Source organism: Azospirillum sp. TSO22-1, from assembly GCF_003116015.1.
Lineage (GTDB): Bacteria > Pseudomonadota > Alphaproteobacteria > Azospirillales > Azospirillaceae > Azospirillum.
Map to the genome: position 1 here is coordinate 1 of NZ_LGQZ01000016.1, position 13,734 is coordinate 13,734.

General features: G+C 70.4%; 13 protein-coding genes. 9 read left to right on the plus strand and 4 right to left on the minus strand.

The genetic code is table 11. The features are described 5' to 3' along the window. Window positions 1-83: 83 nt before the first annotated feature. Together TSO221_RS05620 and TSO221_RS05625 are read right to left on the minus strand one after the other, a co-directional pair. Window positions 84-1,784, minus strand: a complete 1,701-nt coding sequence (locus TSO221_RS05620; protein WP_109117502.1) for a cache domain-containing protein — start codon at window positions 1,782-1,784, stop codon at window positions 84-86. A gap of 117 nt (window positions 1,785-1,901) precedes the next feature. After that, entirely contained in the window at window positions 1,902-3,947 is a 2,046-nt protein-coding gene (locus TSO221_RS05625) for a 4Fe-4S dicluster domain-containing protein (protein WP_109117503.1), read from the minus strand. A gap of 211 nt (window positions 3,948-4,158) precedes the next feature. Between TSO221_RS05625 and TSO221_RS05630 the strand changes: the two genes are divergently transcribed. Further along, complete coding sequence (locus TSO221_RS05630; protein ID WP_109117504.1) at window positions 4,159-4,563, plus strand: hypothetical protein; 405 nt, start codon at window positions 4,159-4,161, stop codon at window positions 4,561-4,563. A gap of 35 nt (window positions 4,564-4,598) precedes the next feature. Here TSO221_RS05630 and TSO221_RS05635 read toward each other — a convergent pair whose 3' ends face one another. Then, on the minus strand, window positions 4,599-5,303 hold the full coding sequence (locus tag TSO221_RS05635; RefSeq protein WP_109117505.1) for an ABC transporter permease: 705 nt from the start codon (window positions 5,301-5,303) through the stop codon (window positions 4,599-4,601). 129 nt (window positions 5,304-5,432) lie between these two features. On the opposite strand from TSO221_RS05635, the gene TSO221_RS05640 reads away from it, so the two are divergent. From TSO221_RS05640 to mobA, 3 genes are read left to right on the plus strand one after another with little or no spacing between them, the layout of a single operon-like run. Beyond that, complete coding sequence (locus TSO221_RS05640) at window positions 5,433-6,137, plus strand: glutathione S-transferase N-terminal domain-containing protein (protein ID WP_109117506.1); 705 nt, start codon at window positions 5,433-5,435, stop codon at window positions 6,135-6,137. A gap of 59 nt (window positions 6,138-6,196) precedes the next feature. Continuing rightward, a complete protein-coding gene (gene fdhD / locus TSO221_RS05645) occupies window positions 6,197-7,078 on the plus strand; it encodes a formate dehydrogenase accessory sulfurtransferase FdhD (RefSeq protein ID WP_109117507.1) in 882 nt (293 codons plus the stop codon). Beyond that, on the plus strand, window positions 7,068-7,691 hold the full coding sequence (gene mobA, locus TSO221_RS05650; protein ID WP_109117508.1) for a molybdenum cofactor guanylyltransferase MobA: 624 nt from the start codon (window positions 7,068-7,070) through the stop codon (window positions 7,689-7,691). Before fdhD ends, mobA begins: the two co-directional genes overlap by 11 nt. Window positions 7,692-7,789: 98 nt before the next feature. Here the strand turns inward: mobA and TSO221_RS05655 are convergent, their stop codons facing one another. Continuing rightward, window positions 7,790-10,585: an EAL domain-containing protein gene (locus tag TSO221_RS05655; RefSeq protein ID WP_158284000.1), complete on the minus strand. Its 2,796-nt coding sequence runs from the start codon at window positions 10,583-10,585 to the stop codon at window positions 7,790-7,792. A gap of 227 nt (window positions 10,586-10,812) precedes the next feature. Here TSO221_RS05655 and TSO221_RS05660 point away from each other — a divergent pair, with 227 nt between their 5' ends. From TSO221_RS05660 to TSO221_RS05680, 5 genes are all read left to right on the plus strand, one after another. Then, on the plus strand, window positions 10,813-11,340 hold the full coding sequence (locus TSO221_RS05660) for a DUF3305 domain-containing protein (protein WP_109117513.1): 528 nt from the start codon (window positions 10,813-10,815) through the stop codon (window positions 11,338-11,340). Further along, complete coding sequence (locus TSO221_RS05665; RefSeq protein WP_109117510.1) at window positions 11,337-11,891, plus strand: DUF3306 domain-containing protein; 555 nt, start codon at window positions 11,337-11,339, stop codon at window positions 11,889-11,891. The genes TSO221_RS05660 and TSO221_RS05665 overlap by 4 nt, the downstream gene beginning before the upstream one ends. 278 nt (window positions 11,892-12,169) lie before the next feature. Beyond that, a complete protein-coding gene (locus TSO221_RS05670; RefSeq protein ID WP_199229394.1) occupies window positions 12,170-12,793 on the plus strand; it encodes a molecular chaperone TorD family protein in 624 nt (207 codons plus the stop codon). Window positions 12,794-12,841: 48 nt separating this feature from the next. Next, the gene (locus TSO221_RS05675; RefSeq protein ID WP_109117512.1) at window positions 12,842-13,042 is read left to right on the plus strand and encodes a formate dehydrogenase; all 201 of its coding nucleotides are present in this window, start codon (window positions 12,842-12,844) and stop codon (window positions 13,040-13,042) included. Window positions 13,043-13,052: 10 nt separating this feature from the next. Continuing rightward, a partial coding sequence (locus tag TSO221_RS05680) for a molybdopterin-dependent oxidoreductase (protein ID WP_146208716.1) occupies window positions 13,053-13,734 on the plus strand: 682 nt, incomplete at its 3' end.

A 13,734-nucleotide genomic window follows, 5' to 3' on the forward strand; every position in this document is an offset into this window, starting at 1 on the left:
TCCCTCCCCCGCTTCGCAGGGGAGGGTGCCTCTCTCCCCCTCCCCTGCGAAGCGGGGGAGGGGTCAGGGGTGGGGGCAATACGCTACGCCTCCTTGCGGGCCGTCGTGCGCAGCTCGCCGAGGAACGACTCGATCTGGTGCTTCAACGATTGCGCCTCGCCGTCGAGGGAGCGGCTGGCCTCCGCGATCTCGCGGGCGGTGGACAGCGTGCCCTGGGCGCTCACCGACACTTCGCCGATCTCGGCGCTGATGCGCTGGGTGCCGCTCGCCGCCTCCTGGACGGAGCGGGCGATCTCGCCCATGGCGGCGTTCTGCTCCTCCACCGCGGCGGCGATGGCGGCGGCGCCGTCGTTGACGCCGCGGATCGTCTGCTCGATGCGGCCGATCGCCTGCACGGTGGTCTGCGTCCCGGCCTCGACCGACTGGATGATGCGGGCGATCTCGTCGGTGGCGTTGGCGGTCTGGGTGGCGAGGTTCTTCACCTCGGACGCCACGACCGCGAAGCCCTTGCCGGCCTCGCCCGCCCGCGCCGCCTCGATGGTGGCGTTGAGGGCCAGCAGGTTGGTCTGGCTGGCGATGGCGTTGATCAGCTCGACCACCTCGCCGATGCGCTTGGTCGCCTCGGCCAGATCCTTGACGGCGGCGGAGGTGTGCTCGGCCTCCTCCTGGGCGCGGCGGGCGACGGCGGCGGACTGCTCGACCTGACGGCCGATCTCCTTGCTGGAGCTGGACAGCTCCTCGGTGGCGGCGGCGACGGTGCCGACGTTGCGGCTGGTCTGCTCGGTGTTGGCGGCCACCGAAGCGCTGCGCGCCTGCGTCTGCTCGGCCGACGCCGACAGCGACTGCGAGGCGCCGCCGAGGCGCCCGGTCTCCGTGGCGACGCGGCCAATCAGCGTCTGTACGCGGTTCTCTACGTCGTCGGCCATGCGCAGCAATGCCTGGCTCTCGCGCTCGCGCGCCTCACGCTTCAGGCGCTCCTGCTCGGCGATCAGGCGGCGGTTCTCGGCGGTGGCGTCCTTGAAGACGGTCAGCGCCTCGGCCATCGTGCCGAACTCGTCGCGCCGGCCGACCGCGGGGATGGCGATGCCGAGGTCGCCGCTGGCCAGCCGGCGCATGGCGTCGGCGAAGCGGTTGACGGTGCCGGTCACCTGCCGGCCGATCAGCAGCGCCGCCGCCGCCACGATGGCGACGATCAGCAGCGAGCCGCCCAGCAAGGTGCGCGCGTTGCGCCAGTAGGCGGCCTCCACGTCGTCGATGTAGACGCCGGTGCCGATCATCCACTGCCACGACTCGAATCCCATCGCGTAGCTGAGCTTCGGGAACGGCTGGTCGGAGCCCGCCCGGGGGAAGCGGTAGGCGACGAAGCCGCCGCCCGTGCGTCCGGCCTTGATCAGTTCGCGCACGAAAAGCACGCCGTCGGCGTCCTTGGTGTCGAGCATCTGCTTGGTGCCCTCGACCTGCGGACGGGGGCCGAGCACGAGGTTGGTGCCCTCGTAGTCGTAGACGAAGAAGTACTCCGACCCGGCGTAGCGCAGCCGTCGCACCGCGGCGCGCGCCTGCTCCTGGGCCTGCGCCTGGGTCAGGCGGCCGGCCGTGGCCTCTGTGTGATAATGCTCGACGATGCCGCGCGCCGTCTCGACGCTGTTGCGCAGCATGGTGCGGTAGCCGTCCATCTGCACATCGCGCAGATGCATCAGCGCGACGAGGCTCAGGATGAGGAGACCGCCGGCGGCGAGGACGGTGAGAAGGAGCAGGCGCAGACGCAGGGAGAGCGCAGGGAGCATGATGGGGCACTCGAAAAGGCGGATGCACGGAAGTATTAGGACGCGAACAATTGACGCGCGTCCATACTTCAATATCTAAGGAATATTGCCTTTCCGTGAACGATGCCTTGACCGGCGTCAGGTTCCCTTGCCGTCCTTGCCCTTGGCCGCCAGTGCGGCACGTTCGCGCAGGTCGTCGTCGGTGGTGCGCGGCACGCGCGGCGCGCCCATGGCGAACGGGTCCTCGCCGCGCTCCACCTGGTCGATGACGCGGCAGTCCTGGCACATGCGGATGCGGTTGGCCGCCTCCGGCGTGGCGAACATCCAGTGCTTGCCGCTGAGCGCCGCCACGATCCGCTCGATGGAGGACTTCGAGGCGAAGGGCGTGCCGCAACGCACGCAGCAGAACGGCTCCTCCTCCTTGATCACCACCGCGCCGCGGGCGCTGTCGCGGAAGTCGATCTGCGGGGCGAGCGTGATGACCTTCTCCGGGCAGGTGGTCTTGCACAGGCCGCACTGCACGCAGGCGTCCTGCGCGAAGCTCAGCATCGGCTTGTCCGGGTTGTCGAGAAGCGCGCCGGTCGGGCAGGCGCCGACGCAGGACAGGCACAGCGTGCAGCCCTCGGCGTTCACCTCGATCCGGCCGAAGGGCGCGCCCGGCGGCAGCGGCAGCACGTCCACCGGGGTGGGGGCGCCCTTGTGCAGGTGGCGCAGCGCCAGCATGACCAGCGTGCGCTTGCCGCCCATCGGCAGGAACAGGCCGGGCGCCGCGGCCGTGGCAGGCGGCAGGCTCCACAGCTCCGACTCGACGGCGCCAGGATCGCGGGCGTCGATCACCGACACCCGGCCGGAGCCGTAGCCGAGGCCGGACATCGCCGTCTCGATCAGCCCGACCTGCGAGGCGAGGCCGGCGGTCTCCCCCTGGTTGGTCGGGCCGGTCAGCACGACCACCTGCGCCGCGCCATAGGCCAGCGCGGTGGCGAAGAAGTCGAATCCCAGCTGAGTCACCTCGTGCACCGCGAAGGGCAGCACGCGGGCCGGCAGGCCGCGGCCGTGCTGCGCCATCAGGGCGATCACCTCGTCGCCGTGCCGCGGGTCGTGCACCAGCAGCGCGGCGTCCTTGCCGCCGGCGTCGGCGTAGGCGGAGAGCAGGGTGCGCAGCCGCTCGAACACCGTCTGCATGGGGGGCAGCGCGTAGGTGCTGGCCCCGGTCGGGCACACCGCGGCGCAGGAGCCGCAGCCGGCGCAGACGTGCGGGTCGATGGCCACGGAGTCGCCGGCCGGCGCGATGGCGCCGGTCGGGCAGACGTCCAAGCAGCGGGTGCAGCCGGTCTTGGCGTTGCGCTGATGGGTGCAGAGGTCGGCCTTGAAGTCGATGAAGCGCGGCTTCTCGAACTCGCCGACCAGCTCGGCGGCCTCGAACAGCGCCTTGGCCACCTGGGCCGGGCTGTCGGGATCCGGGCGCAGGTAGCCGTCGCGCTTGGTATGCGCCGGGAACAGCGGCGCGCCGCCGGTGAGGTCGAGGATGACGTCGCAGCGCGACGAGGCGCCGTGCCGCGCCGGCTCGAACGCCAGCGCGCCGCGCGACGAGGGGACGGCGTAGGCGTAGTCGTCCACCACGATCTCGAAGGCGCCGAGCCAGCCCTTGGCGGCGCGGATGGTGCCCCGGAACACCGGCACGTCCATGACGCGCGGCGGCGCCACGTCCTTCGGGTTCTTCAGCAGCACGGTGACGTCGAGCGTGCCGGACAGCTGGCGGCCGGCCTCGATGGCGCGCTCGTCGGTGCCGTAGACCAGGCAGGTGCCCTCGGACTTGAGCGTGATCGAGCCGGTGGGCGGCACGCTCAGCGTCGCCTCGGCCAGCAACGCCGCGATCTTCGGCAGCGCCGAGGCCGCCTCGTCGGACCAGCCGGCGCGCTCGCGGATGTTGGTGAAGGACAGCTCGGCCTGCGGTGCGGAGTCGGCGGCGATCTCGGCGAACAGGGGGGCTTCCTGGGTGCAGGCGACCAGCAGCGGGCCGGCCGCGCCCTTGGCCGCCGCCTCGAAGCGGTCGAGCTGGCTGCGGCAGAGCTGCGTGTGCACCGTGGCGCCGTCGGCTCCGCAGGCGCGGGCGAGATCCTTGCCGTCGAGCGGCATGGAGTGCGCGCAGTCGCAGACCAGGACGGTGCGGCCGTTGAGCTTCATCGACGAAAAACCTCCCGAACAGGGCGTCGGTTCTGTGTTTGTGCACCCTTACATACAGTAAATATCGGCTATCCGGGAGGTTTGCGACCCCCGACTTTCTGGGGATATTTTTCGATGCGCGTACCACGGGCGGGGTAAGGCGGCCCCTTCCGCCACGCTCACGCTGTGGTACTCTCCCTTCAGGGAAACGCCATACGGGGGAGTGTGCGCCATGTCGGTCAGGCTGCTGTCAGCGTCCGCGGTTGTTGTGGTGTCGTTGCTGTCGTCGCTGCCCCCGGCGCAGGCCGCCGCGGCGGAGCCCGGTGCCGCTCCGTCCTGGACCCGCTACTTCTTCCCGGTGGTGGTCGGCGGTGCGCTCGGCGCCGTGGCGCTGCCCTACGCCTACCCGGTCGTCGCGGCGCCGCTCGGCAGCGCGCTCACCGCCACCGGCGGGGCGATCCAGGCCGGGGCGCCGGCGGTCGGCACCGCGGCGCTGAACGCCGCCTCCGCCGCGGGCACCTACGCCGCCGGGGCGGGCTCGGCCGCCAGCACCTACGTGCTGACCCAGACGGTGCAGACGCAGATGGCCATCGGCGCCGGCCTCGGCGTGCTGGCCGGCTACCTCTGGGCGCACTGACCGGACGGGCGGGGGCTCCGGCCCCCGTCACCCCATCACCCCCGGGCGCGGTCGGCGGCGTGGCGCAGCGTCGTCACGGTGGCGTTCACCGCCAGCGACAGCGCCATCAGGATCACGCCCAGGCCGAGCGCCAGGGGCAGGTTGCCCTTGCTGGTCTCCAGCGCGATGGCGGTGGTCATCACGCGGGTGACGTGCTCGATGTTGCCGCCGACGATCATCACCGCGCCGACCTCCGCCGCCGCCCGCCCGAAGGCGGCCAGCACGGTGGTGGCGAGGCTGAAGCGCGCCTCCGCCAGCAGCGTGCCCACCGTGTGCAGCGCGCCGGCGCCGAAGACGCGCAGCGTGTCGTCGTAGTCCACCAGCAGGTCCTCCACCGTCTGCCGCGCGAGCGCGGCGACCAGCGGGGTGAGCAGCACCGCCTGGGCGATCACCATGGCGGCGGGGGTGAACAGCAGCCCCAGCACCCCCAGCGGGCCGGAGCGCGACAGCATCAGGTAGACGATCAGCCCCACCACCACCGGCGGCAGCCCCATCAGCGCGTTGAGCGCCACCGCCGCGGCCCGCTTTCCCGGGAAGCGCAGCGCCGCCACCGCCGCCCCGAGCGGCAGCCCGACCAGCGCCGCCAGCAGCACCGCGGTGAGGCTGACGCGCAGCGACAGCCCGACGATCTCCAGCAGATCGGCGTCCAGCGACGTGATCAGGTGCAACGCGGTGGAAAAGGCTTCGGAGACGTCGTGCATGCCCTTTCCGTTATGCATGCGGTGTCATAGCGCGTCCAGCGGAACCATGGCTGCAATGCGCCGCCGACCCTTTCCGAACGCACCCCGCGCCAACATCTGTCAGGCGGTAATCCAATCGAGGAGTCCAGGATGGCCGATCTCTCCACTTTCCCGATCACCGCCCGCTGGCCGGCCAAGCATCCCGACCGGCTGCAGCTCTACTCGTTCCCGACCCCGAACGGGGTCAAGGTCTCGATCATGCTGGAGGAGATCGGGCTGCCCTACGAGGCGCACACCGTCAACATCGGCGCCAACGACAGCTGGACGCCGGAATTCCTGTCGCTGAACCCGAACGGCAAGATCCCGGCGATCCTCGACCCGGACGGGCCGGACGGCACGCCGCTGGCCCTGTTCGAATCGGGGGCCATCCTGCTGTACCTCGCGGAGAAGACCGGCAAGCTGCTGCCCGCCGACCCGGCGCGGCGCTGGGAAACCATCCAGTGGGTGTTCTTCCAGATGGGGGGTGTGGGGCCGATGTTCGGCCAGCTCGGCTTCTTCCACAAGTTCGCCGGGCGCGAGTACGAGGACAAGCGTCCGCTGGAGCGCTACCGTGCGGAGTCGCAGCGGCTGCTCGGCGTGATCGAGGGGCGGCTCAAGGGGCGCGACTGGATCATGGGCGAGGAGTACACGGTGGCCGACATCGCGCTGCTCGGCTGGGTGCGCAACCTGATCGGCTTCTACGGCGCCGGCGACCTCGTGAAGTACGGCGATCTGGTGCATGTGCCGAAATGGCTGGAGCGCGGCCTGGCGCGGCCGGCGGTGCAGCGCGGCCTGGAGATTCCGCCGCGGCCTTGAGGCGGCGGGCTCCGGTGCTTAGTGTTGTTCGAAGTCTCAGTTGCACGGTCCAGGACGGCATGACGCTCGACGAATTCACCATCCGGCCCGACCCGGCCGATCCCAAGCTCACCGAGCGCGTGTCCGGCCTGGACCAGGACGGCCACGCCATCGAGACCTCGGTCACGGTGGAGCGGCCGCTCACCCTGTTCCTCAACGGGCAGGAGGTCGTCACCATGATGACGATCGCCGACTACCCGGAGTACCTGGGCGTCGGCTACCTGCTGAACCAGAACATGCTGAAGCCGGACGACACGATCACCGGCATCGACTACGACGAGGAGACCGACGTGGTCGTCGTGCGCACCGAGCGGCGCACGGATTACCAGGAGAAGCTGAAGAAGAAGACACTGACCTCCGGCTGCGCCCAGGGCACCGCCTTCGGCGACGTCATGGAGGTGTTCGAGACGGTCACGCTGAACCCCGACGTCCGGCTGCGCACGTCGTGGATCTACGCGCTGTCGAAGAAGATCAACCTGACCCCCAGCCTGTACCTGGAGGCCGGCGCCATCCACGGCTGCGTGCTGTGCCGGGAGGACCGGCCGCTGGTCTACATGGAGGACGTCGGCCGCCACAACGCGGTGGACAAGGTGCGCGGCTACATGCACCTGAACGGCGTCGATCCGACGGACAAGATCTTCTACACCACCGGGCGCCTCACCAGCGAGATGGTCATCAAGACCGTGCAGATGCGCATCCCGATGCTGGTCTCGCGCTCCGGCTTCACCGCCTGGGGCGTGCAGTTGGCGCGGCAGGCCAACCTGACGCTGGTCGGGCGGGCCAAGGGCAAGCGCTTCATCGCGCTGGCCGGCACCGACCGGCTGGTCTTCGACGCCGACCCGGGCGCCGTCGGCGACGAGGGCAAGGAACACCAGCGCAAGGGGAGCCGCGATGAGGACTGACGTAGCAGGGGTGCTGTTGGCCGGCGGGCTGTCGCGCCGCATGGGCGGCGGCGACAAGAACCTGCGCACGCTCGGTGGCCGCACCATCCTGGAGCGCATCGTCGCGACGGCGCGCCCGCAGGTGGGCCCCCTGGTGCTGAACGCCAACGGCGACCCGGCGCGCTTCGCCGCTTTCGGCCTGCCGGTGGCGGCCGACGTGGTGGAGGGCTACGCCGGGCCGCTGGCCGGCGTGCTGACCGGGCTGGAGTGGGCCAAGGCCAACGCACCGGGGGCGGTCTGGCTGGCCAGCTTCGCCACCGACGCGCCGTTCATCCCCGGCGACCTCGTGGCGCGGCTGCTGACGGCGGTGGAGGACGAGGGCGCCGACCTTGCCTGCGCGCGCTCGGACGGGCAGGACCACCCGGTGTTCGGGCTGTGGCCGTTGCGGCTGGCCGACGATCTGAAGCGCGCCATGGTGGAGGAGGGGATGCGCAAGGTGGATGCCTGGACCGGCCGCTACAAGCTCGCGGTCGCGGAGTTCGGCGTGCAGCCGGTGGATCCGTTCTTCAACACCAACCGGCCGGAGGATCTGGAAGAGGCGGAGCGGCTGCTGACGGCGGGGGTGGTGGCGTGACTTGCCCCCACCCCTGACCCCTCCCCCGCTGTCGCAGGGGAGGGGGATAGCGGCGGAGTTCCCTCCCCTGTGATAGCGGGGGAGGGCAAGCGTGGCGGTTAGTGCACCAGCGCCGTCCGCTCCACCTTGCGCAGCAGGAAGCGCGAGGCGTCGTCCGGCGGAATGGGTGGACTGAACAGGTAGCCCTGGCCGCCGTGGCAGCCGGACTCGCGCAGGAAATTGAGCTGCTGCTCGGTCTCCACGCCCTCGGCGATGACCTGGAGGCCGAGGCTGCTGCCCAGGCCGATGATCGCCTTGACGATGGCCGCGTCGTTCTGGTCGTTCGGCACGTCGTTCACGAAGGAGCGGTCGATCTTCAGCGTGTCCACCGGGAAGCGCTGGAGATAGCTCAACGACGAGTACCCCGTGCCGAAATCGTCGATGGAGACCTTGACGCCCATCTCCTTCAGCGACTTCAGGATCAGGATCGCCATGTCGACGTTGCGGATCAGCGCGCCCTCGGTGACCTCCAGCTCCAGGCACCAGGGCGGCAGGCCGTGGCGGGTCAGCGCGGCGCTGACCTGGCCGGGCAGGTCGGCGGAGCGGAACTGCAAGGCGGAGATGTTCACCGCGACGCGCTGCAAGGGCAGCCCCTCGGCCTGCCACAGCTTGGCCTGCCGGCACGCCTCGTCGAGCACCCACAGGCTGATGGCGGAGATCTGGCCGCTCTCCTCCGCCACCGGGATGAAGCGGCCCGGCGGCACCATGCCGAGGTCCGGGTGCGCCCAGCGGATCAGCGCCTCCAGCCCGGTGACCCGGCCGCTGCCCAGCTCGATCTGCGGCTGGTAGTGCAGGCGGAACTCGCCGAGGTCGAGGGCGCGGCGGATGTTGGCCTCCAGGTTCAGGCGCTCGTTCAGCTGCGCGTCCATGGAGGTGGTGAAGAAGCGGAAGGCGTGCCGCCCCGCGGCCTTGGCCTGGTACATGGCGGCGTCGGCGTTCTTGATCAGCCGCTCGCCGTCCTCGCCGTCGGCCGGGAAGAGGCTGATGCCGACGGACGGCGAGATGGTGAAGTCGCGGTCCTTGATGCGCATCGGCTCGCACACGCAGTCCAGGATGCGCGCGGCGACGCGCGCCACGTCGGCGGCGCTGCCGGCGTCGGGCAGCACGATGATGAACTCGTCGCCGCCCAGGCGGCCCACCGTGTCCACCTCGCGCAGCGCCTGCTGGAGCCGCACCGCCACGTCCTTCAGCACCTCGTCGCCGATGGTGTGGCCGAGCGAGTCGTTGATCACCTTGAAGTGGTCGAGGTCGAGGAACAGCACCGCCACCGTGCCGTTCGAACGCTTCGCCGCGGTGATCGCGTGCGCCAGCCGGTCCTGCAGCAGCGTGCGGTTCGGCAGCCCGGTCAGCGCATCGTAGTGCGCCAGATAGTGCACCCGCTGCTCGGCCGCCTTGCGCTCGGTCACGTCGTCGACGAAGGCCAACACGAACATCAGCGCGTCGTTGCGGTACACCGGCTGGAAATGCACGTGGTAGAAGCCGACCCTGTTGCCCAGCGTCGAGATGTACTGCGTCTCGATCTCCACCGGATCGCCGGTGGCGGCGCGGCGGATGGCGGGGGCGAGCGACTGGTCGCGCGCGTCGGTGATCATGTTGAAGCCGATCACCTCGTCCGCCGGCACGCCCATGAAGCGCCCGATCATCGGGTTGCAGTCGATCACCCGCCCGTCCGCGTCGAGGATCAGGATGCCGACCGGCGCCTGGGTGAAGAAGTGGTGCAGTTCCGCCTCGCGGCGGCGCAGCGACATCGTCATCTCCGACGCCAGTTGCATGGCGCGCGCCCGCGTCGAGGACAGCGACAGCACCACGCCGAACAGCAGCAACGAGATCATGCCGCCCGCCGCCAGCACCATCAGCGGCTTGTCGCTGTCGATGCTGCGCTCGAACTGCGGGGTCGAGCGGTAGGCGACGGTGAGCGTGCGGCCGTAAAAGGCGATCGGACGCGTCTCGGTCAGGCGGGGAGCCTCGGGGAACGCCGGGCTGCGGTACATCTCCTGCTCGTCCACGGCGGACGGGCCGTCGTACATGCTGAGCGCCACGTCGTGGACATTGTGGCTCAGGACGCCCTCGATCAGCGGGTAGGTGCGCAGCGGCGCCAGCACCATGCCGTACAGCGCGTCGCGCCGCTCCTGCTCGGTCTGCGTCGGCGCTCCGGGGCGGTAGACCGGGTAGTACATGATGAAGGCCGGCTGCGGCGCCCGGTGCTCGTCGATCTTCAGCGTCAGGCGCGGCGTGATCGCCGGCTCGCCGGTGGCGGCGGCGGTCAGGATGACGGCGCGGCGCACCGGCTCGCTCAGCATGTCGTAGCCCAGCGCCGCGCGGTTCAGCGGCGTCGGCGGCGCCGAGTAGACGTTCACCATGTAGGCGTCGCGCTTGCCCTGCGGGCGGATGGTGAACTCGTTGATGCCGTCGGCCCACGCGGCCTCGGCGGCCGGGGTCAGTTCCTCCTCGTTCATCAGGCGGGCGAGCGCCACGGCGGGGATGCCGGGGTACTGCCGCTCCAGGTCGAGGCTGCGCACGAAGGAGTCCCAGGCCTGGCGCGACACCACCGGCGTCACCTTGAACAGGCCGGCGGCGGAGCGCAGCACCTGCGCGTAGGCCAGCATGCGCTCGCCGATGCGCGAGTGCATCTCGCCGACGCGGGCGGAGAAGCGCTCGGACGCCTCGCGCTCGACGACGGTGTAGGTCCAGAAGGACAGCGCGAGGGTGGCCGCCAGCGCCACGGCGAGCGTCGCGAAGGCGAGACGCCGGCCGCCGTTCTTCAGCCGGTCGACAGCGATGTCCGCGTGCGCGTCGGACGACAGGTCCGAAAAGATGCGGCGCTGGCGCGGCGGTGCCTCGTCGGGCTTGGCCATGAAGGGTGTGACTGCTTCGGTCTGTGGCGAATTCAAGCTAAAGACCATCCCTGCCAAAGGTCAAAGGAAAGTTGACGGTCGGCGCGTTTGGAAAAAGCCCGTGCAACGGGGTTGTCACACGGCTTCGCGTCCGCTGATAATAAGAAGGCGAAAGAATCGCCAAGAAACGCGCACCGCTCCATGTGGTGCTGGACGGGCGCCGCAACTCGCCGCAGCCGGAGAAGGAAATGGCGGAAACGCTGGAAAAAACCGAAACCATGGCGCTCGGCGTGGTGCTGGAGCGGCGGCGCAGCCACAGCCCGTGGCAGGACTGGACGTGGCGGCCGGTCGCCGTCATCCCCGGCGCACCCCCGGTCAAGGGCGGCTGGCGGCGGCTGCGCGAAGGCGACGATTGGGCGCACTTCCACGCCGCGACGGTCCCGCTGGAGCTGTACCGGGCCGACACCGAAGGCTATCGGTTGAACTTGTCACAGGACCCCCCGCGGCTCTGGGTGGCGTTGCGGCCGGACGATGCCGCCGAACCGGGCGCGCTGGTTCCTTTCTTCGTGACCGCCTCGGCGCACGAGTGCGAGGTCTACCAGATCAGCGGCCATGAGACCGTGGAGACCGTGCCGATGCCGCCCGAGGTGCTGGCGCTGGTGCGCGACTTCGTGGACCAGCACCACGTCGACGTCCCCTTCGAGAAGCGCGAGCGCAAGCGCCACCACCCCGACGGGCCGCGCCGGCCCGGTCCCGACCGGACACCAGACCGATGACCGAAGAATCCTTCCTCGCCCGCTGGTCCCGCCTGAAGCGCCAGGAGGCGGAGCCGCCCCCCGCGGCGCCGGAACCGGTCCCTGCGCCGCCCGCCGTGGCCGACGCCGCCACGCCGCCGGACGCTCCGGCCGGGGCGGCGGAGACAGGGGAGCCGGGAGAGACGGATCCGCTCAAGGACCTGCCGCCGGTCGAGAGCCTGACCGCGGAGTCCGACTTCACGCCCTTCCTGCGCGCCGGCGTGCCGGAGGATCTGCACCGGCAGGCGTTGCGCAAGCTGTGGACCTCCGACCCGGTCTTCGCCAACGACGACGGGCTGAAGGACTACGCCGGCGACTACACAGGCCTGTTCAGCGGCAGCGGCGTCGTCAAGACCGCGTACCGCGTCGGCAAAGGTTTCCTTGATGCCTTGGAAGAGGTCGAGGCGGGAGCGGAAGATGCTGCGGCGCCGAAGCGGTCCACGGACGCCGCTGCGCAGGACGACGCCGGCGCGATTACCGAGGCTGATACCGATCTCCCCGCTGACGAAGGGGTTATGATAAATAAATCATAGCCCTTTCGTCTTGGTGCCGTCTTGCCGTTCGGTCTGCGCCGGTGCGGATTGTTGACAAGCTTAATCATAAGGATTTAAATGCTAAAAGGTCGGCGGTAAGCCGCTGGTGCGACAGGGCTTTTCGCGGCCGCAGCATGGCGGCGCGGGGAGTCCGGGACGACGCGGGCGCACCCGGCGCGGCGCTGGGACAAGAGACCGAAGGCGGCCGAAAGAGCTGCCAAACGGCGATCCCGATGCTCTAAAGAAGGGCCAGGATTGTCGCAAGGGAGGGGTTGCACGTGTCGTCGATCGGTGCCGATGCGTCCGCGTTGCCGGACGAGGAGATTCTGCGGGCTCAGGCCTACGGGTTGCTGGCCGGGCTGCTGTCGCGCGCCCCGGACGCCGACGCCCTGACCGCGCTTGCCGCGATTGAAGGGGCTGCCATCGAGGGTGACGGCAGCGCGCTGGGCGCCGCCTACGCCGCGCTGGGCGCGGCCGCCCGCGCGGCGACGCCGCGGGGCGTGGCGGAGGAGTTCGACGCCCTGTTCATCGGCGTCGGCGGCGGCGAGCTGACGCCGTTCGGCTCCTACTACCGCACCGGGTTCCTGCACGAGAAGCCGCTGGCCGAGCTGCGCGGCGACATGGCGCGCCTGGGCATCGAGCGTGCCGAGGGCATCGCCGAGTCCGAGGACCACGTCGCCGCGCTGTGCGAGATGATGGCCGGCCTGATCACCGGCGACTTCGACGCGCCAGCCGATCTCGACGAGCAGCGCGCCTTCTTCGGCCGCCACATCGAGCCCTGGGCGCCGCGCTTCTTCGCGGACCTGGAGGGCTCGCCGACCGCCCGCTTCTACCGCGCGGTCGGCACGCTGGGGCGGCGCTTCATGGATGTCGAGGGTCAGGCGTTCGCGCTGGCCGTGTGAGGGAAGACGGGCCGCGACGAGCCCGCGGGAAACGGAGGGGTGACGACGATGACGAATACGAATGGCAAGGCCACTCTGGCGCGGCGTGACCTCTTCCGTGCCGCCGGGCTCGGCGCCGGGGCGCTGGGCGCGGCGGCGGTCGGCCTGCCGGCGGCGCCGGCCGAGGCCAGGACCGACGACGACCGCACGGCGCAGCGCTACCGCGAAACCGAGCACGTCCGCAAAGCCTACGAATCGAGCCGGTTCTAGGAGGTCCCCGATGCTGATCAAGACGTCCGCCACCGTCGTCTCCGGCAAGCGCCTGTCGAAGGCGGTGGCCGGCCTCACCGGCGCCACCGTCGACCGCCGCGCCTTCCTGCGCGCCTCCGGCCTCGCGGCCGGCGGTGCCGCCGTCGCGGCCAGCCTGCCCGGCACCGTCCGCAAGGCCGATGCCGCCGCCGTCGCCACCGGTGCCGGCGAGATCAAGCAGGTGAAGGCGATCTGCACGCACTGCTCGGTCGGCTGCACGGTGGTCGCCGAGGTGCAGAACGGCGTGTGGATCGGCCAGGAGCCCGGCTTCGACAGCCCGCTCAACCTCGGTTCGCACTGCGCCAAGGGCGCCGCCATCCGCGAGCACGCGCACGGCGACCGCCGCCTGCGCTATCCCATGAAGCTGGTGAACGGCAAGTACGAGCGCATCAGCTGGGATCAGGCGATCCAGGAGGTCGGCGACAGGCTGCTCAAGATCCGCGAGACTTCGGGCCCGGATTCGGTGTTCTGGCTCGGTTCGGCCAAGCACTCCAACGAGCAGTCCTACCTGATCCGCAAGTTCGCGGCGTTCTGGGGCACCAACAACATCGAGCACCAGGCGCGCATCTGCCACTCGACGACGGTGGCCGGCGTGGCGAACGTCTGGGGCTACGGCGCCATGACGAACAGCTACAACGACATCCAGAAGTCGC